Here is a 19,074-nt window from a genome sequence, read left to right on the forward strand (position 1 = left end):
CTCTCAGTCGTCGGCTTCTTCATGCGCCTGAAGGTCGACCGGAGTCACGGGCTGAATCGTCGAAACCGCATGCTTGTACGCCAACTGCACATAGCCTTCGCGCTCAAGCAGCATGCAGAACAGGTCGTAAGCGGCGACGCGGCCCTGAAGCATGACGCCGTTGATCAGGAACATCGTCACCTGCACGCCGGCATTGCGGATGCTGGAAAGGAAGACGTCCTGCAGTACTCGCTGCTTCTTCGCGTTCTCCGGACCATTGCCGAACTGGCGGGCGTCCACCGGGGTCGAAGGCATGATCGTCGAGATCGCGTGCTTGTAGACGAGCTGCGACTGACCGTCACGGCGCAACAGGATCGAGAAATTGTCGAACCAGGTAACGATGCCCTGCAGCTTCACGCCCTTGACGAGGAACATGGTAACCGGGGTCTTGTTCTTGCGCAGCAGGTTCAGGAACTGGTCTTGCAGGTTCTGTCCGCCCTTGCCCGTGGATGCCGGGGGGGCAACAGGCGCGGCAGCGGCAACTGCGGCGGCCGGTGCGGCTTCTTCAACCTCGGGCTCCGTCGTCGCTTTAGGGCGCGCGGAAAGGGTACGACCAGCCATGTGTATGCTCCTTTTTTTTGGCGGCCGCCCATGCGGTCCGCGATCTGGTCCCGCTGTTAGCGCGGGCCGTTCTCGAATCGGAAACTACCCATTTGCTGCAATGCAGTAAACGGGGTTTTTGTAGCAGAAATGTTACACCGAAATTCAGATCGTTTCGTCGAGGTCGGTTTCGTCCTCGCGCCGCTCCGACATGCCGAGCAACTTGAGCTTGCGATGCAGTGCCGAGCGTTCCATCCCGATGAAAGCGGCGGTCTTCGAGATATTACCGGAAAACCGCCGGATCTGGACGCGCAGGTACTCACGCTCGAAGCTCTCGCGGGCCTCGCGCAGCGGGGCGCTCATCATCACGGTGACGCCGGTATCGGCCCCTCCCCGGCTGTTGAAGATTTCCGGCGGGAGCATGTCCGCCTCGATCTTCGCGAGTTTCTCGCGCGGGGCCATGATGACGGTGCGCTCCACGACATTGCGCAGCTGACGGACGTTGCCGGGCCATTCGTAGGCCTGGAGCGCGGTCATCGCCTCGCCGCTCACCTGCGGCGGGGTGACACCCTGCTCGTTGGCATAGCGGGCGAAGAAGTGGTCGATCAGCGCCGGAATGTCGTCGCGGCGCTCGCGCAGTGCCGGGATCGCGATCGGCACGACATTGAGGCGGTAGAACAGGTCCTCGCGGAAGCGGCGCTCGGCGATTTCCTTTTCCAAGTCGCGCGAGGTGGAGGAAACCACGCGGACATCGACGCGGATCTGGCGGGTGCCGCCGACACGCACGAAAGCCTGATCCGTAAGCACGCGCAGGATTCGCGCCTGGGTCGAGAGCGGCATGTCCGCCACTTCATCGAAGTAGAGGGTGCCGCCGTCGGCGCTTTCGAGCAGGCCGGAACGGATCAGGGTACCGTCGGCCTCCTCGCCGAACAGCTCCTGCTCGAAGCGTTCAGGCGTGATCCGGGCAGAATTGACGCTGACGAAGGCATTGCCGGCGCGCGGGCTCCAGGCATGCAGGAGCCTCGCCGCCACTTCCTTGCCCGACCCGGCAGGCCCGGTGATGAGCAGGCGGCTGCCGGTGTTGGCGACGCGCTTGAGCGTCGCGCGGACCTGGTTGATGATGCCGCTGGAGCCGGTGAACTCCTCGCCCATGGACACGCCCTGGCGCAGCTGCGCGTTCTCGCGGCGCAGGCGCTCCGTCTCGGTCGCCCGGCCCACAAGGTGCAGCAGCTTTTCCGCCTCGAATGGCTTCTCGATGAAGTCCACGGCGCCGCGGCTGATGGCGGCGACGGCGGTGTCGATGTTGCCGTGGCCGGAGAAGATGATGACCGGCAGTTCCGGCTCGCGCGCCTTGATCGCGTCGAGGATTTCCAGCCCGTCCATCGGGCTGCCGTGCAGCCATACGTCGAGCAGCACCAGCGACGGACGGCGGGCATCGACCGCCGCAAGAGCAGCATCGCTGTCGCCCGCGGTGCGGCATTCGTAGCCTTCGTCGCTCAGCACGCCGGCGACCAGTTCGCGGATGTCGCGTTCGTCGTCGACGATCAGGATATCAAGTGCCATGGGCCATCTTCTTCGTGCTGGAAAAACGGGTCATTGCGCGGCCTCCGGCTTGCGTGCGGGTGCCGAACTGGTTGCTTCCTGGGCCGGCGGGTCATGCGCGAAACGCATGGTCACCGTGGTGCCCCCCCCCTGCGCGGCGGTGAAGGTCATTTCGCCGCCGTGCTCTTCGATGATCTTATTGACGATCGCGAGCCCGAGGCCCGTGCCCTTCTCACGCGTCGTCACGTAAGGCTCGATCAGGCGCTCCTTGTCCTGCGAGAGCCCGATGCCGTTGTCGGTAACGCGCACGACGACCGAATCGTCCTGATCGGCCACCTCGACGCTGATCGCACCGCGATAGTCTTCGCCCGCATCTTTAGACTTTACTTCAATGGCTTCTACGGCATTCTTGAGAACGTTAGTCATCGCCTGTCCGAACTGATGGCGATCGCAGTCGATGACGCGGATGTCGCGCCCGGCCGAGAAGCGGAAGTCGATGTCGGGCCTCGCCACCTCCTGCAGGAACAGCGCCTGCCGCGTCAGCGCTACCGGGTCCTCGGTGCGGAACACCGGCTTGGGCAGGCGGGCGAAGGAGGAGAACTCGTCCACCATCTTGCGCAGTTCCCCGACCTGCCGGATGATCGTGCGGGTCAGGTCCTCGAACAGTTCCGGGTTATCGGTGATCTGCTTGCGATAGCGGCGGCTGAGGCGCTCGGTTGCCAGCTGGATCGGAGTGAGCGGATTCTTGATCTCGTGCGCGATGCGCCGCGCCACGTCCGACCATGCCGCCGTGCGCTGGTCGAGGAGCTGGCGGGTGATATCCTCGAAGGTGATGACGTGGCCGGTGGCGTCGCGGCTGGTTTTGACCGCCAGTGTCAGGAGGTCGCCGCCGCGATTGTACTGGACGATGCCGCTGGTCGTCCCCTGCTCCACCAACGCCGCGATCGAGGGTGCCAGTTCCGCAATGGGCATGCCTTCCGGCACATCCTGCGCCCTGTTGGTCAGGAGCATCTGCGCGGTCGAGTTCATCAGCAGGATACGTCCGCCCTCATCGAGCGAGATGATGCCCGAGGTGACCGATTCCAGCACCGCCTCGATGAAGACGCTGCGCTCGTGGAGCTGGCTGTTGGCGCCGAGCAACGCCTGAGTCTGCTTGTCGATCTGCGCGGTCATGCGGTTGAACGCACGGTTCAGCAGGCCGATTTCGTCTGCGCCGGTCCGTCCCTCGATCCGCAGCGCGTAGTTGCCCGCACCCACTCGGCGCGCGGCATCCACGAGTTGGTAGAGCGGCTCCACTTGCCGGTCGGCGAAACGCAGCGCGAACCATACCGACAGGCCAACGAGAGCGAGCGAGGCCACGAAAAGGGCCACGTTGAAACGCAGCTGCAGCACGCGCGCCTGGCTGGTGAGCGCCTCGTAGGCCAGCACGATGTTCTCGGCCCGCTCGCCCTGGCTGAGCGAAAGCAGGTCCGAACTGCGCACGACAAGAAGATAGACACCCGACGACCGCTCGATGGGCGCGGCCGCGACGATGCGGTTGTCCTTCGCGCTGACGACGTAGGGCTCGCCCTTGTCGAGCCGTTCGAGGCCATCCTTGCTGATGCGATTGTTTTCGGCAACGCCGTCCGGATCGACGATGATCGGCGTGCGCTGTTCCCCGCTTGCGTCGATCTGGATGATCGCCGCGCCGCTCAAGTTGCGGCGAATGACGTGGAACGAGAGGAACGCCTGGAACTCCCGGCTCGCGACGGGGCTGCGGCTCAGTTCCGCGCGCGAGTCGGTGGCCATCGCCACGGATTCGTAGCCGACGTCGCGAAGCGTCTGGTCGTAGTAGCCGCGCGCCAGCTTGTTGGCATTCTCCAGCAGTCCGCGCGAACTGTCGGAGAACCAGAATTCCACGCCCGACTGGAACAGCCAGGACGCGAAGACCACGACCAGCAAAGTCGGGATCGCGGCGATCAGCGAGAAGATGAACACCAGGCGCACGTGCATCTGGCCGGTGCCGCCGGTCGCGTGCTCGGCTGCACGACGCAGGGCCATCCGCCTGCCGAGCAGGACGAGGATCGCCATCGCGGGCACCAGCGTGCCCACCAGCAGGCTGGCGGTCAGGTTCGAGGGAAGCAGTTCGCGGCGGTCTCCGCCACTGTTGATGGCGAGCCAAGTGGTGACCGTCATCGTCAGGAAGGCGACCACCGACAGCACTTCCATGACCGCGAAGAAGTTCGCCCGGCGCGCAGCGACCTGCATTCGCCGCCACCATCGGGGCCAGGCACGCTTCTGGACGGAAACTTCACTCATCGTTGCGCTGTTACAACAGGACTGTGACCCCGCTGCAAGAGTAAATCCACGAAGGCCCTTCTAGGGACGACGAGCGAATTCCTCGGGATCGAGCGCCAATTCGCCCAGGCGCTTGCGCAAGGTGTTGCGATTAATCCCCAGCGCTTGCGCCGCACGCAACTGATTGCCTGCAGTCTCGCGCAGGACCTCGGCGAACAGCGGCCGCTCGAAAGCGGCCATCGCGCTGTTGTAGATCGAGCCGCTTGGCGGACGATTGACCGCGAGCCATTCCGACACCGCAGTCGCGATATCGACCGCCCTCGGCGCGCCGCCATCCTCGGCGGGCGGGGGCGCCTCCTGTGTCAGCAGCGGCAGGACCGCCTCGGCGTCGATCACGTCCTCGCGCGCCAGCAGGGCAAGGCGATAGATGAAGTTCTTGAGTTCGCGCACGTTGCCGCGCCAGGGCTGGCGGCTGAGCAGGTCGGCGGCTTCCTTCGTCAACTGGCGACGCGGTAGCCCCTCGTTGGCGGCGTGCTGCAGGAAATGGCGCGCCAAGACGTCGATGTCGTCGCGCCGGTCGCGCAGCGGCGGCATGTGGATCGGCACCACGTTGAGCCGGTAATACAAGTCCTCACGGAAGCGCCCGGCGGCGATTTCGGGCTCGAGGTCCTTGTTGGTCGCGGCGACGATGCGGGTGTCGAGGCGGATTTCCTCGCGCCCGCCGACCCGCCGTACGGTGCCCGACTGAAGCGCGCGCAGCAGGCGGGTCTGCGCCTGCATCGGCATGTCGCCGATTTCGTCGAGGAACAACGTGCCGCCCGCTGCCTGCTCGAACTTGCCGACGTGACGCGCGACGGCGCCGGTGAAAGCGCCCTTCTCATGCCCGAACAGTTCGCTCTCGATCAGTTCGGCGGGGATCGCGGCGGTGTTGACGGCGATGAACGGGCCTTCGCGGCGATTGCCGAGCTGATGGATCGCCTCGGCCACAAGTTCCTTGCCGGTGCCGGATTCGCCCAGGATCAGCACCGTCAGGTCGTTACGCAGGACACGGGTGATCATGCGGAACACCGATTGCATCGCGGCGCTGCGGCCGACCAGAGGCAGACCGTCCGCGACCGGCTCCTCGCCGTCCGCGGCAAGACCCTGCGCCGTGCCGGCTGCCTGGCGCACGGTGCGCGCCAGTTCGTCGATGTCGAACGGCTTGGGGAAATACTCGAAGGCGCCGGTATCGGTGGCGCGCACGGCGGTATCGAGCGTGTTCTGGGCCGAGAGAATGACGATCGGCATGTGCGGATGCAGCGCGCGGACCCGCTCGATCGTCTCGATCCCGTCACCGTCCGGAAGCATCACGTCGGTGACGAGCGCCGCGAACCCGCGATCCGCCAGCATCCGGTCACGCTCGGCGATGGTGACGCAGTGCGAAACGCCGAACCCTTCCGCTTCGAGCGCGGCGGTGATGACGATGGCGATGGACATGTCGTCCTCGACCAGCAGCACGTTCTGCGTCATGCCGTCTTTCTCCGGGGGCGATTGCGCGTCTCGCGGGCGAGCGGCAGGTGAATGCGGAAGTGGGTCAGCCCATTCTCGTCGTCGCGGTCGTGGGTGATGCGACCGTTCATGTCGCGCACCAGCTTGCGGACCAGCGGCAGGCCGAGGCCCTGCCCCGACTTCTTGGTGGTGACGAACGGTTCGAAGATATGATCGCGCATGGCCGGATCGATGCCGGGGCCGTTGTCGCTGACGCGAACCTCGATCGGCAGGCGCAGCGGGGCACCGTCATCGCCGGTGTGAAGCTGCAGGCCGCTGGCGAAGCGGGTCCGGATGATCACGCGCGGCTCGGCGACGTGCTTGCAGGCATCGGCGGCGTTGGAGAGCAGGTTCATCATCACCTGCACCAGCCCGTCGGGACTGCCGAGCACCGATGGCAGCGAGGGATCGAACTCCTCGACGAGCCGGAACGCCGGCTTCTCCGCCTTGGCCGCGTTCAGCACGTCGATGGCGCGGCGGGCTGCCTCGTGGAGATTGCAGGGCTCCACCGGCGGCGTCGTGCGGCCGCTCAGCTTCTGCATCCGCTCGATAAGCCCCGCGACGCGGTCGACCTCGCCGGTAATGAGGTCCGTTAGCGCCTTGTCCCGTTCGTCGACCTTGCGCGCGAGAAGCTGCGCCGCGCCGCGAATGCCGGCGAGCGGGTTCTTGATCTCATGCGCCATGATCTCGGGACCGCGCAGGACCGCGTTGTCAGGGCCGCCGGAGTCGTCGCCAAGCGCCTCGGACGCGGAATTGTCGTGGAGCGACACGACCTGCCAGCCGGGACTGTCCGCGACCGGGCCGACGTTGATGTCGATCCGCCGCGCGCCCTTGCCCTTGATCTGCACCACGATTTCGCGCGCGGAGACCGGCGCCTCGGAATCCGATAGCCGATCCAGCAGGCGGCGGTCGGAGATCGACATGATGTCGCGCAGCCGCGTCCCGACGAGGCGCCGGGCCGACTGCCCGAAGAACTGCTCCGCCGCCGGGTTGAGCCAGGCGATCGTCCGTCCGTTCTCCAGCAGCAGCACGGCATGCGGCAGGCTCGCCAGCAGCCGCTGCGCGTCAGGCAGATCGGTCCGGGTGTCCAGGCTCATGCGGCGCGGAGCTGACTGTCGTCGGTGCCGCGGTAGGGAGCATAGAACTCATCGATTTCACGAAGGACTTCAGCAGGATCGGCGATGAAGTTCAGTTTGTTCCTGAACTCGGCCGAGCCGCGCACGCCCTTGATGTACCAGCCAAGGTGCTTGCGAGCCATCCGGACGCCGGTGTCCGCGCCGTAGTGGTCGAGCATGTCCTCGTAATGGCGACGGATGATGTCGTACTGCCCGGCGATGTCGGGATCGGCCGAGACCGCCTCGCCGCGCCACCATTGCATGACTTGCGAGAGAAACCAGGGACGTCCGTAAGAACCGCGCCCGATCATCAGACCGTCCGCGCCAGACTGTTCCAGCGCCTGCGCGGCATCGTGCACGGTGCAGATGTCGCCGTTGACGATGACCGGGATCGACACCGCGTCCTTGACCTTGCGGACGAAGGCCCAGTCGGCCTCGCCCTTGTACATCTGGTTGCGGGTGCGGCCGTGGACGGTGATCATCTTCGCGCCCAGATCCTCGGCGATCCGCGCGAGTTCGGGGGCGTTGAGGCTGTCATGGCACCAGCCCATACGCATCTTGACGGTGACCGGAACCTTCACCGCCTTGACGGTCGCCTCGATCAGCTTGGTCGCCAGCGGCACCTGCCGCATCAGCGCCGAGCCCGCGTCACCGTTGACGACCTTGCGCACCGGGCAGCCCATGTTGATGTCGATGATGGCGGCGCCGCGGTCCTCGACCAGCTTGGCGGCCTCGCCCATCTGTTCGGGGTCGCAGCCGACCAGCTGCATCGAGACCGGGTCCTCGACCTTGTCCCACATCGCCTTCTGCAGCGACACGCGCGTCTCACGGATCGCAGCGGGGCTGGCGATCATCTCGGTGACGTTGAGGCCCGACCCGAAGGCGCGCACCATCCGGCGGAACGGCAGGTCCGAAACCCCCGTCATCGGCGCGAGCACGACCGGGCAGTCGATCGTCACCGGACCGACCTGGATTGGCTTGAGTGCCGGAGGATTGGGCAATTGAGTCATGATGCGTGCAGTGCTGCCTAAAAAACAGGCAGCGCATAGTGGATTGCCCTCAATGCGGCAAGCGATTACCGGCATCGGCAATGTCGCAAATCGTCTCAGAGCCGCAGAATTCGCCCCGTGATCGCACTGGCATTCGTACTGCCGCGCTCGTCGTGGCCGCAGGCAAGGGCCTGCGCGCCGGTCAGCCGGTGCCGAAACAGTTCGCGCGCTGGCGCGGCAAGCCGGTCGTGCGACACTCGGTCGAGGCGCTGGCGGCAGCGGGATGCGCGCCGATTCTAGTGGTCATTCCCGATGGCGCGCAAGCCGTCGCCCGTGAAGCACTGGCGGGAATTGCGGGCGTGCAGTTCACCACGGGCGGCGCGACGCGGCAGGAATCGGTGCGTCTCGGGCTGGAAGTTCTTGCAGGCGCCGAGCCCGACCGCGTCCTGATCCACGACGCGGCCCGCCCGCTGCTGCCCGCCGAAGTGATCGAACGCCTGCTGATCGCTCTCGACGCATACAAAGGCGCGATACCGGTCCTGCCCGTGGCCGACAGCCTGACTCATGCGGCGGGCGATCTCATGGGCGCCCCTGCCCGGCGCGAGGACTTGCGCCGGGTCCAGACGCCCCAGGCCTTCCACTTCGCCGAAGTGCTCGCCGCACACCGGGACTGGGACGGCCCCACCAATGCCGGAGATGATGCGCAAGTCGCGCAGGCATGGGGCATGGACGTGGCACTCGTCGAAGGGGACGAAACCTTGCACAAACTCACCTACGCCGCCGATTTCGGAGCTTCGAAGCCGCTGGTGCGCGTCGGCAGTGGTTACGACGTCCATCGCCTTGAGGAAGGCGAGGAACTGTGGCTCTGCGGCGTGCGGATCGCGCACACGCATGGGCTCTCTGGCCACAGCGACGCCGATGTGGCGATCCACGCGCTCGTTGATGCGATGCTCGGCGCGATCGGCGCAGGGGACATCGGCCAGCACTTTCCGCCCAGCGACCCTCAGTGGAAAGGCGCCGCTTCGGACCGCTTCCTCGCCCACGCGGGCAAACTGGTGGCCGATGAGGGCTACGCCCTCGCCAACGCCGACGTCACCATCATCTGCGAAGCGCCCAAGATCGGACCGCATCGCGAGGCCATGCGCGAACGGCTTGCGGACATACTCGGCGTTGACATCGCCGCGATCAGCGTGAAGGCAACGACGACCGAGAAGCTCGGCTTCACCGGGCGGCGCGAGGGGATCGCGGCGCAGGCGGTGGTCAGTCTGGGTCTGGTATAACTGTTGGGGCGCAAAGGAACTTCCTGCATGCGTGGACTGTCTTCAATCCTTGGCCCGCGAACCCTTGCCCTGGCGCTTGCCATGACGCCCTGCGCTGCGATGGCGGCCGAGCCGATGTGCATCAGCAAGGCCGAGGCGACCTCGCTGATCGCCTATTCCCTGCCGCAGGCGATCAACGGCACCGCGAAGCGCTGCGCCCCCTCCCTGCCGGCCGATGCGTTCCTGCGCACCAAGGGACCGGGCCTCGCCGCCCGCTACGCCGCGCAGAAGGACCGCTACTGGCCCAAGGCCAAGCCCGCGTTGTTGAAGGCCCTCAATACGCAGGGCGGCGGCGGGTCCGCGAACATGATGACCGGCCTTCCCGACGACACGCTGCGCCAGATGGCCGACGTTTTCGTGGAGGGCTTCGTCTCGCAGCGGATCGCGCCCAAGTCCTGCAAGCAGCTCGACCTCGCGATCGACCTGCTCTCGCCCCTCCCGCCCGAGAACACCGCCGGACTGATCGCGCTGAGCATGGATGTGGCCGGCAGCGCCGATCCCAAGCTCGGCAAAGTGACGCTTTGCAAGGACTGACGATGGCCGCGAATCCCTTCTTCCCGGAAGACCTCTATGCGCTCGCCCAAAGGGTGATCGAGGAGAACAAGGCACTCGGCCGCATGGTTTCGGTGGCCGAAAGCTGCACCGGCGGCCTCGTCTGCGCGGCGCTGACCGAGATCCCGGGCTCCTCGGCGGTGCTTGATCGCGGTTTCGTTACCTATTCGAACGAGGCCAAGATGGAGATGCTGGGGGTCCACTCCGACATCATCGATTCGTTCGGCGCGGTCTCTCCCGCGACGGCCTGGGCCATGGCTCAGGGCGCGATCGGCAAGAGCCGGGCGGACGTCGCGGTCGCGATCAGCGGCATCGCCGGGCCGGATGGCGGCAGCGAGATGAAGCCGGTCGGCACCGTGGTCTTCGCCTGCGCCCGGCGCGGCGAGGAAGAGGTCAACGCCGAGCAGAAGCTGCTGGACGGTACGACCCGGGCGGAAATCCGCCACCAGGCAGCGATCGTGGCGTTGGAACTGCTGCTGCCGTAAGTCACCCGTCGTCCCGGACTTGATCCGGGACCGCTGGCGGTCTTCAGGCTGAAACTCGCGTCAGGGCGCTTCAGCGAGAGCCGGGTCGTTCACGGCCAGCGGTCCCGAAACAAGTCCGGGATGCCGACGGTTCACCCCGCCTGCGCGACACCGTAGAGTTCCGCCGCACGGGTTTCGAAGGCGGCGACCATCTTGCGGAACGCTTTGTCGAAATACTGCCCCGCCAGTTTCTCGAACAGCGGGTTGCGGAAGGTGAACTTCACGTCGAACTCAAGGTCGCACGAAGTCTCGTCGACCGGATGGAAGGTCCAGACGTTGTCGAGATCGCGCATGGGGCCATCGACGTAGTGGACCTTGATGACGCGCGGGCGCTCCTTCTCGACGCGCGAGGTGAACTTTTCGCGCAGAGCCTTGAAGCCGACCAGCATGTCCGCGATCATCTCGCGGCCGTCGTCGGACTTCACCCGCGTCGCGACGACCCAGGGCAGGAATTCCTGATAGCGGCCGACGTCGGCGACGAGGTCGTACATCTGCTCCGCGCTGTAAGGCAGGCGCTTGGTCTCATGAATGCCGGGCATGAGTTCAGGCCCCGGAGGTCGCCGTCACGGGCTGCATCTTGGCCAGCTTGGCGTCGCGCGCGGCCTTCATCTGGGCGAAGTCATCGCCGGCATGATAGCTCGAACGCGTCAGCGGCGAGGACGCCACCTGCAGGAAGCCCTTGGCCCGCGCGATCGCACCGTAGGCGTTGAACGCCTGCGGGGTGACGAATTCCTTCACCTCGGCATGCTTGGGCGTCGGGCGCAGGTACTGACCCATAGTCAGGAAGTCGATGTCGGCGCAGCGCATGTCGTCCATCACCTGATGGATTTCCAGACGCTCCTCACCCAGCCCGAGCATCACGCCCGACTTGGTGAAGATCGACGGATCGTGGCGCTTCACCTCTTCCAGCAGCCGCAGCGAGGCGTAGTAGCGCGCGCCGGGGCGGATGGTCGGGTAGAGGCGGGGCACCGTCTCGAGGTTGTGGTTGTAGACGTCCGGGCGCGCCTGGACGATCGACTCGACCGCGCGCTGCATCTTGTTGCGGAAGTCGGGCGTCAGGATTTCGATCGTGGTCGCGGGCGAGGCCGCGCGGACCGCCTGGATCACCTTGACGAACTGGCTTGCACCGCCGTCCGGAAGATCGTCACGGTCTACAGAGGTGACGACGATGTGCTCGAGGCCGGTCTTCAGCACCATCTCGGCGACGTTGTCCGGCTCCGCCGCATCGACGCGGCCGGGCATGCCGGTCTTGACGTTGCAGAACGCGCAGGCGCGGGTGCAGGTGTCGCCGAGAATCATCACCGTCGCGTGCTTCTTCGTCCAGCACTCGCCGATGTTCGGGCAGGCCGCTTCCTCGCACACGGTGTTGAGCTTGAGGTCGCGCATCAGCTGGCGCGTCTCGCCGTAGCCCTTGCTGGTCGGCGCCTTGACGCGAATCCAGTCGGGCTTGCGCTGACGGGCGGGGGCTTCTTCCGGAACCGGTACGGAGGAGAGATCGTTCATGCCGTCCAGATAGTCATATGCACGCAACCTTGCCAGCCCGAATATCCGGCGTATGGCGAACCATCAGTTCGAAAAACAGCAACGGAGCCCACCCCCATGACTAATCAGAGCCCCGAATCCAACGACCGCGTGCTGAACCATCTGATCGAGGGTTATCGCCGTTTCCGCGGCACCGGCTGGAGCGCCAACCGCGCGCGCTGGGACGAACTGGGCCAGGGCCAGTCGCCCGAAGTCATGGTCATCGCCTGCTCCGACAGCCGCGTCGACCCCAGCCAGATCTTCGACGTCGATCCCGGCACGATCTTCGTGGTGCGCAACGTCGCCGCGCTGGTGCCGCCGTTCGAGACGACGCCCGGCCACCACGGCGTCTCGGCCGCGCTGGAATTCGCGGTGCAGGTGCTCAAGGTCAAGGAAGTGGTCGTGATGGGCCACGGCCTGTGCGGCGGCTGCAAGGCGGCGTTGACGCAGGACCTCAAGGACGCGGAGATCGGACACGGTGGTTTCGTGGCCGACTGGATCTCGATGCTGGACGAGGCCCGCGTGCCGGTCGCGCACGAGCATGGCACCACAGGGCGCACCGCCGAGCGCGCGATGGAGCAGGCGGCGGTCAAGGTCAGCCTCGACAACCTGATGACTTTCCCCTGCGTGCAGAGCAAGGTCGGCAAGGGTGAACTGACGCTGCGCGGCGCGTTCTTCGCGATTTCCGACGGAGTGCTGCATCTGCTGGACGAGACCAGCGGGGAATTCGCACCGGTGGAGTGAGGGGATAGCGGCCCACCCCGTCCGGCTAGGTTTTCCCCGCCCGCTTGCGGGAGGGGCAGCGAGACTTGCTGAGCCGAAGGCGAAGTTAGTCGCAGCGGGGGGTCTGGCGCCAGGCCGATCTGGATCGACACACGAAAAAGGGCGCCGGAAACCCGGCGCCCTTCCCGTTTCAGTCTGAACCGAAAGCTCAGTTCGCTGCAGGAGCCGCTGCCGGAGCAGGCGAAGCCTTGCTCTTGGCATAAGCCGACCACAGCTTGGCAACCGGCGCGCGAGTGCCGGTGACCTTGGCGAAGTTGGCTTCCGCATCGGCGTACTTGCCCTGCAGAGCCTGCGACATGCCGAGACGCAGCGCGACCTTGTTGGCATCGACGCCCGGCATCGACGCGGCCTTGGCATAGAACGTCTCGGCCTTGGCCGGCTGGTCGTAGCTCAGGAACACGTCCGCCGCGCCGACGACGCTGGCAGCCGTCGCACCCGGCTTGCTGGCATCACGCTCGGTGGCGGGCAGCGAAGCCTTGTCCGCCGCGACGCGGCCGTCGGTGTTGGCCTTGTCCGGCACGTCTCCGGCGGTCAGCTTGCCCTTGGCGATACCGTCGGCCATGACCTTGCTCGCTTCGCCCGGGAACGCGCGCGGATCGGCGTTCTCGAGGTATTCGAAGTAGTCGCGCTTGTCGTTCATCGAACCGGTGAGGAACATCAGGCGCATCAGGTCGAGGTTCTGGTCGCGCGGCAGCGAGGCCAACTGGCGGACCACCGAGATCGCGGTGTTCCAGGTGCCCGGGTAATACTGGCCGAGCATCGCCGCGTATTCGGTCGACGGAGCGAGCTGCTTGGCGGTGTAGGTCTGCTGGAGGACCGAGCGCAGCGCGGTTTCCGAAGGCGCCTGGCCCTTGGCCTGCGCGGCGGCAACATCGTCCTTGGCCATCTGCAGGGCGGCCTCGGGGTTGTTGTTGCGCTTGTAGGCATCGGCGAGGACCGCATCGAGCTGGCCCGACGAATCGACGAAGCCGCCGTCCTTGGCCGCCTTCAGGTACGTCGCCGCGCTGGCGTAGTCCTTGAGCTGGTAGGCGGTGATGCCGGCATCGTAGTTGGTCTTGCCGACTTCCTCGGCGGGCAGCTTGCCGCTGGAGAGCAACATCTTGTTGCCTTCCTGCTTGGTGGCGAGATCCTGCGAGATGATGCCGAAGTTGCGCATCATCGAGCCGAGTGCGTTCTTGTCGTCGGGCGTGGTTGCGGCCGGCACGGCGGCCTGGAACGCGGCCTTGCCGTCACCGCCGACGGCGGCGTCGAAGGCGGCCTTGGCCTTGGCCATCGCGTCGGGGGTCTGCTGGCCGCCGAGAGCAGCGATCGCGGCTTCCATGGCCTTCTGCAGCGGCTGGGCGACCTTCACGAACTCGGGGGAGAACTTGCCGCCTGCGGCTTCCTTCTCCTTCTTCGCGGCCATCGCGGGGGTGGCGACCGTCAGCGCCATACCGCTCGACAGGAGGGCGGCAAGAGCGACACGGGAAACAAGGAACTTGCGAGCCATCAAGGCTACTCCTCTCAAGGACAAACGAAATCCCGCCGAAACGGGATGAAAATAAGGCGGTCGCCGGTTTGGCCGGGAATTCGGCCCTTGGCAACCATGCGAGCGAATTAGCTTTTAGCCACTGAACGCGCATTGAATGCAATTCGTCGCAGCCGTTCAGGTTCCCCGCGCGCGTGCGTTCCTTATATGTGGAAAACGGCACGCATCGCCCCTCGCCGCCACCGGTTCCGGTGGCTTTCCCCTGGCGCATGTCCTAGTGCGGTCCATCATTCTTCTTCCGTAGCAAAAGCGATCCAACCCGCGTGAGCGACGACACCAACGATATCCAGCCCGTAGGCCCCGAGGGCGAATTCACCCGCATCGACATCGTCGACGAGATGAAGACGAGCTACCTCGACTACGCGATGAGCGTGATCGTCAGCCGCGCGCTGCCCGACGTGCGCGACGGCCTGAAGCCGGTGCACCGCCGCATCCTCTATGCCTCGCAGGAAGGCGGCTTCGTCGCCGGGCGTCCTTATCGCAAGTCGGCCAAGATCGTCGGCGACGTGATGGGCAACTACCACCCACACGGCGACAGCGCGATCTACGACGCCCTTGCGCGCATGACGCAGGACTGGTCGATGCGCGTGCCGCTGATCGACGGTCAGGGCAACTTCGGCTCGATGGACCCCGATCCGCCGGCCTCGATGCGCTATACCGAAGCGCGCCTTGCCCGCGTGGCCAACTCGCTGCTCGACGATCTCGACAAGGACACCGTCGACTTCGCGGACAACTACGACGGTTCGCGTCAGGAGCCGACGGTGCTTCCGGCGCGCTTCCCGAACATCCTCGTCAATGGCGCCGGCGGCATCGCGGTCGGCATGGCGACCAACATCCCGCCGCACAACCTGGGCGAAGTGATCGACGGCTGCTTCGCGATGATGGACAATCCGGGTATCACCTCGGAGGAACTGTTCCAGATCATCCCTGGCCCTGACTTCCCCACCGCCCCGCTGATCCTGGGCCAGCACGGCGCCCGGCTCGCCGCCACCACCGGGCGCGGCTCGATCATCCAGCGCTGCCGCAGCCACGTCGAGGAAGGGCGCGGCAGCCGCAAGGATTCGCGCTCGATCGTCCTCACCTCGATCCCCTACCAGGTCGGCAAGTCCAATCTGGTCGAGAAGATCGCCGAGGCCGCCAAGGACAAGCGGATCGAGGGCGTCTCCGACATCCGCGACGAATCCAACCGCGAAGGCGTGCGCGTGGTCATCGACCTCAAGCGCGATGCCTCGCCGGAAGTCGTGCTCAACCAGCTGTGGCGCAGCACCCCGGCACAGTCGAACTTCGCCGCGAACATGCTGGCGATCCGCGGCGGCCGCCCCGAGATCATGGCCCTGCGCGACATCCTGCAGGCGTTCATCCAGTTCCGCGAGCAGGTCATCACCCGCCGCACCAAGTTCGAACTGAACAAGGCGCGCGACCGGGCGCACATCTTGCTCGGCCTCGTCGTCGCCGTGTCCAACATGGACGAGGTGGTGAAGATCATCCGCGGCGCCTCCAATCCGGCCGACGCCCGCGCCAAGCTGCTCGCCAAGGAATGGCCGATCGGCGACATCGCGCAGTACATCCGCCTGGTCGAGGCGATCGAGCCCGAGGCCGAGGCCGCCGACGGCATCTACCGCCTGTCCGAAGTGCAAGTGAAGGCGATCCTCGATCTGCGCCTGCACCGCCTGACGGCGCTCGGCCGCGACGAGATCGGCGACGAACTCAAGCAGCTCGCGATCGCCATCGAGGAATTCCTCGCCATCCTCGCCGACCGCGTGAAGCTCTACGCCGTCATGCGCGAGGAACTGCAGGCCGTGCGCGACGCCTACGCCACCCCGCGCCTGTCCGAGATCACCGCCGCCTTCGACGGGATCGACGACGAGGACCTCATCGAGCGCGAGGACATGGTCGTCACGGTGACCATGGACGGCTATATCAAGCGCACCGCCCTCTCCGCCTTCCGCGCCCAGAACCGCGGCGGCAAGGGCCGCGCCGGCATGGCCACCAAGGACGAGGATGCGGTGACGACGATGTTCGTCACTTCCACCCACAACCCGGTGCTGTTCTTCTCGACGGCAGGCAAGGTCTACCGCCTCAAGGTCTACAAGCTGCCCGAAGGCGGCCCGACCACGCGCGGACGCCCGATCGTCAACCTGCTGCCGGCGCTCGACAAGGACGAGACGATCCAGACCGTGCTCGCCCTGCCCGAGGATGAGACGGAGTGGAGCGCGCTGTCGGTGGTGTTCGCCACCGCCAAGGGCAACGTGCGCCGCAACTCCATGGATTCCTTTGCGAACATCCCCAGCAACGGCAAGTTCGCGATGCGCTTCGACGAAGGCAGCGACGATCGCCTGATCGGCGTGGCATTGCTGGAAGCCAGCGACGACGTGCTGCTCGCCACCCGCCAGGGCAAAGCGATCCGCTTCCCCGGCGACGACGTGCGCGAATTCACGAGCCGCACGTCCACCGGCGTGCGCGGCATGACGCTGAAGGGTGACGACGAGGTCATCTCGCTCTCGATCCTCCACCGCGTCGGCACCGATGCCGAAGACCGTGAGCAGTATCTGCGCTTCGCCCCGTGGAAGGGCGACAAGGAGGGCGAATCCACCCTCTCCGCAGAGCGCATGGCCGAACTGGAAGAGCGCGAGCAGTTCATCCTGACGGTCTGTGCCAACGGCTACGGCAAGCTGTCCTCGGCTTACGAGTACCGCCGCACCGGTCGCGGCGGCCAGGGCATCACCAATATCGACAACATCGGCCGCAACGGTCCGGTAGTCGCCAGCTTCCCGGCGACCCTTGCCCAGCAGCTGATGTTGGTTACCGACCAGGCCAAGTTGATCCGTCTGCCGCTCCATTCGCTGCGCGTGATCGGTCGCGGCTCGGCGGGCGTGCGCCTGTTCACCGTCTCGGCGAACGAGCACGTCGTCAGCGCGGTCCGGCTGGACGAAGAACCGGAAGTCGAGACCCCGGTAGCCGACGAGGCCGCGCCGGAGGCTCCGGAAGCCGAAGCGTGAGGGATACGGTCGCATATAAAATCCTGACCGGCGAGCAGCTTGCACGGCTGCTCGCCGACGGGACCTTCGCCGGAGCGCCAGTCGATCTGGCCGACGGTTACATTCACATGTCCACCGCCGATCAGGCGCAGGGCACGCTGGACAAGCACTTCGCCGGACAGGACGATCTGCACATCGCCGCCGTGGACCTGACCGCGCTGGGCGACACGGTGAAGTGGGAAGTTTCGCGCGGCGGTGCGCTGTTCCCGCACATCTACGCCGACCTGCCGCTGTCGGCGGTGATCGTGCACGGCCCGGTCGAGCGCGGTCCGGACGGAACGCTTCAGCTTCCACACTGATCGTCATCCCAGTGAAAGCTGGGACCGCTGGCCTGTTGCTGTGCGCCAACGTTCAGACGCCCTGGCGATAGCTCGGCCGGTCACGGCCAACGGTCCCAGCCTTCGCTGGGATGACGGGTTTTCGAACGCCACCTTGACACTTATCGCCAAATAGGTTATATGACCCAGCATCCGGAGCAGTGCAGATCACATTGCTTCGGTGTATCGGGTCGGCGTCGTGGGCCGGGATGCGGTTTCAAGCCGTGATCACGCAAACCACGCGCCCAAACGAAGACCCGGACTGTCCCTGAGTTCCCGGAAAGCGTCATCCGCCCGCTCCTGAGATAGACGTCAGGACACCGGATGTCCCCGCCGGACAACCATCGGCCGATAACGACGCGAACCCTAACGACGGCCACATGGGACTTTCCGATGGAATACAGGTCGAGCCGGGCTGACCACCGCTACCCGGCCGCTCGCCAGAGCAGGTGGAACACAAACCCCCGCGTCCCGGTGAGGACGCTCCCGACGCCGACCCGATGTTCACTTCGGATGCGTTGATTTCCCCGGCGTAATGGCCCGCACTCGCCAGCGGGCAAAGTCGTATGTGCTGCACGCACAACGCAGCCCCCCCACCCCGTCATTCCCGCGAAGGCGGGAACCCATCTGCTGACAGCGCCTGTTGAACCGGCATCAGCTGGGTCCCCGCCTTCGCGGGGATGACGGGGGTGGGATATATACCCTTAGGTTGGTGAGCCCTGACGATAGCTGGGCCGTTCACGGCCAGCGGTCCCAGCCTTCGCTGGGATGACAGGTAAAAGTGAGATCGCCGCTCAGAAACCCTCACCGCGTATGCGCAGTTCCCCGGTCACGCCTGTCGCCAGCACTACATTACCGATGTAGAATAGCGGCCAGGCCACCATCGCCAGAATCGCGTTGCCGCCTGCCGCCGCGATTTCCAGCACCACGCCCGCCACGACCAGCGCCGCGCCAAGGCCGACGCGCGAGCGCGGGAAGGTGCTGATCCATGCCGATGCCGCCATGCCGCCCAGCGCAAGGCCGAGGAACAGCGGCACGCCCACGCCTGCCCGGTCCGCCGCGAAGAAGCACAGCAGCGGCGTGCCCAGCGTCAGCACCAGCGCCGCCACCTTGCGCCCGCCGTCCATCACCGCACGGCGGTGCATCAGGAACAGCGACAGGCCGATCAGGAAGGCGATCAGCATCGCGTTCAGCCCGATCACCGGCACGTCGTACCACAGCGCCGAGCCGACCGCCTCCAGTCCCAGCATCCCCGCCAGCGAGCGGGTGTCGTTCCCCCGATGCCGCAGCACCGCATAGACCGCCAGCAAGGCCAGCGGCGCGCCCTTGAGCACGATCAGGTAAAGCCCCGGCAAGGTGCTCCCGCGCAGCCAGACCCACGCGACGGCAAGCACGATGCTAGCCAGCAGCCAGGGACGGCGTTCGATCAGGGCGCGGTGCGGCATGCGGTCTCCTTCGATAAC

Annotated in this window: 16 protein-coding genes; 6 read left to right on the forward strand and 10 right to left on the reverse strand. The window is 66.0% G+C overall.

The genetic code is table 11. The features are described from left to right. Positions 1 to 3: 3 nt before the first annotated feature. From hfq to dusB, 6 genes are all read right to left on the reverse strand, one after another. Positions 4 to 600: an RNA chaperone Hfq gene (gene hfq, locus BES08_RS04235; RefSeq protein ID WP_008828546.1), complete on the reverse strand. Its 597-nt coding sequence runs from the start codon at positions 598 to 600 to the stop codon at positions 4 to 6. 144 nt (positions 601 to 744) lie between these two features. Continuing rightward, a complete protein-coding gene (ntrX, locus tag BES08_RS04240) occupies positions 745 to 2,142 on the reverse strand; it encodes a nitrogen assimilation response regulator NtrX (RefSeq protein ID WP_036524777.1) in 1,398 nt (465 codons plus the stop codon). A 30-nt stretch (positions 2,143 to 2,172) separates the two neighbouring features. After that, positions 2,173 to 4,368 carry a sensor histidine kinase gene (locus BES08_RS04245; RefSeq protein WP_008828548.1) on the reverse strand — a complete coding sequence of 732 codons (2,196 nt, stop codon included), beginning with the start codon at positions 4,366 to 4,368 and terminating at the stop codon, positions 2,173 to 2,175. Between the two features lie 111 nt (positions 4,369 to 4,479). Continuing rightward, positions 4,480 to 5,907: a sigma-54-dependent transcriptional regulator gene (locus tag BES08_RS04250; protein ID WP_008828549.1), complete on the reverse strand. Its 1,428-nt coding sequence runs from the start codon at positions 5,905 to 5,907 to the stop codon at positions 4,480 to 4,482. Next, positions 5,904 to 7,022 carry a two-component system sensor histidine kinase NtrB gene (locus tag BES08_RS04255; RefSeq protein ID WP_008828550.1) on the reverse strand — a complete coding sequence of 373 codons (1,119 nt, stop codon included), beginning with the start codon at positions 7,020 to 7,022 and terminating at the stop codon, positions 5,904 to 5,906. The genes BES08_RS04250 and BES08_RS04255 overlap by 4 nt, the downstream gene beginning before the upstream one ends. Then, positions 7,019 to 8,050, reverse strand: a complete 1,032-nt coding sequence (gene dusB / locus BES08_RS04260) for a tRNA dihydrouridine synthase DusB (protein WP_008828551.1) — start codon at positions 8,048 to 8,050, stop codon at positions 7,019 to 7,021. The genes BES08_RS04255 and dusB overlap by 4 nt, the downstream gene beginning before the upstream one ends. An 80-nt stretch (positions 8,051 to 8,130) precedes the next feature. On the opposite strand from dusB, the gene BES08_RS04265 reads away from it, so the two are divergent. The 3 genes from BES08_RS04265 to BES08_RS04275 are packed head-to-tail and all read left to right on the forward strand — an operon-like array spanning position 8,131 to position 10,385. After that, the gene (locus tag BES08_RS04265; protein ID WP_008828552.1) at positions 8,131 to 9,309 is read left to right on the forward strand and encodes a bifunctional 2-C-methyl-D-erythritol 4-phosphate cytidylyltransferase/2-C-methyl-D-erythritol 2,4-cyclodiphosphate synthase; all 1,179 of its coding nucleotides are present in this window, start codon (positions 8,131 to 8,133) and stop codon (positions 9,307 to 9,309) included. Positions 9,310 to 9,336: 27 nt separating this feature from the next. Next, on the forward strand, positions 9,337 to 9,882 hold the full coding sequence (locus BES08_RS04270; RefSeq protein WP_008828553.1) for a hypothetical protein: 546 nt from the start codon (positions 9,337 to 9,339) through the stop codon (positions 9,880 to 9,882). Between the two features lie 2 nt (positions 9,883 to 9,884). Next, positions 9,885 to 10,385, forward strand: coding sequence for a CinA family protein (locus BES08_RS04275; RefSeq protein ID WP_008828554.1), 501 nt, complete (start codon positions 9,885 to 9,887; stop codon positions 10,383 to 10,385). Between the two features lie 131 nt (positions 10,386 to 10,516). On the opposite strand, the gene BES08_RS04280 is transcribed toward BES08_RS04275, so the two are convergent. After that, positions 10,517 to 10,963: a type II toxin-antitoxin system RatA family toxin gene (locus tag BES08_RS04280; protein WP_008828555.1), complete on the reverse strand. Its 447-nt coding sequence runs from the start codon at positions 10,961 to 10,963 to the stop codon at positions 10,517 to 10,519. A gap of 4 nt (positions 10,964 to 10,967) precedes the next feature. Continuing rightward, positions 10,968 to 11,927 (reverse strand): lipoyl synthase, encoded by a 960-nt coding sequence (lipA, locus tag BES08_RS04285; RefSeq protein WP_036524940.1) that lies wholly within the window; start codon positions 11,925 to 11,927, stop codon positions 10,968 to 10,970. A gap of 96 nt (positions 11,928 to 12,023) precedes the next feature. On the opposite strand from lipA, the gene BES08_RS04290 reads away from it, so the two are divergent. Further along, entirely contained in the window at positions 12,024 to 12,689 is a 666-nt protein-coding gene (locus BES08_RS04290; RefSeq protein WP_008828557.1) for a carbonic anhydrase, read from the forward strand. A gap of 187 nt (positions 12,690 to 12,876) precedes the next feature. On the opposite strand, the gene BES08_RS04295 is transcribed toward BES08_RS04290, so the two are convergent. Beyond that, complete coding sequence (locus BES08_RS04295; RefSeq protein WP_008832205.1) at positions 12,877 to 14,217, reverse strand: hypothetical protein; 1,341 nt, start codon at positions 14,215 to 14,217, stop codon at positions 12,877 to 12,879. A gap of 302 nt (positions 14,218 to 14,519) precedes the next feature. On the opposite strand from BES08_RS04295, the gene gyrA reads away from it, so the two are divergent. Then, positions 14,520 to 17,255 carry a DNA gyrase subunit A gene (gene gyrA / locus BES08_RS04300; RefSeq protein WP_008832204.1) on the forward strand — a complete coding sequence of 912 codons (2,736 nt, stop codon included), beginning with the start codon at positions 14,520 to 14,522 and terminating at the stop codon, positions 17,253 to 17,255. Then, the gene (locus BES08_RS04305; RefSeq protein WP_008832203.1) at positions 17,252 to 17,593 is read left to right on the forward strand and encodes a DUF952 domain-containing protein; all 342 of its coding nucleotides are present in this window, start codon (positions 17,252 to 17,254) and stop codon (positions 17,591 to 17,593) included. The genes gyrA and BES08_RS04305 overlap by 4 nt, the downstream gene beginning before the upstream one ends. 812 nt (positions 17,594 to 18,405) lie before the next feature. Here BES08_RS04305 and BES08_RS04310 read toward each other — a convergent pair. Continuing rightward, positions 18,406 to 19,056, reverse strand: a complete 651-nt coding sequence (locus BES08_RS04310) for a hypothetical protein (protein WP_008833489.1) — start codon at positions 19,054 to 19,056, stop codon at positions 18,406 to 18,408. Between the last annotated feature and the right edge of the window lie 18 nt (positions 19,057 to 19,074).

The sequence above is a fragment of the Novosphingobium resinovorum genome, assembly GCF_001742225.1.
Classification (GTDB): Bacteria; Pseudomonadota; Alphaproteobacteria; order Sphingomonadales; family Sphingomonadaceae; genus Novosphingobium; species Novosphingobium resinovorum_A.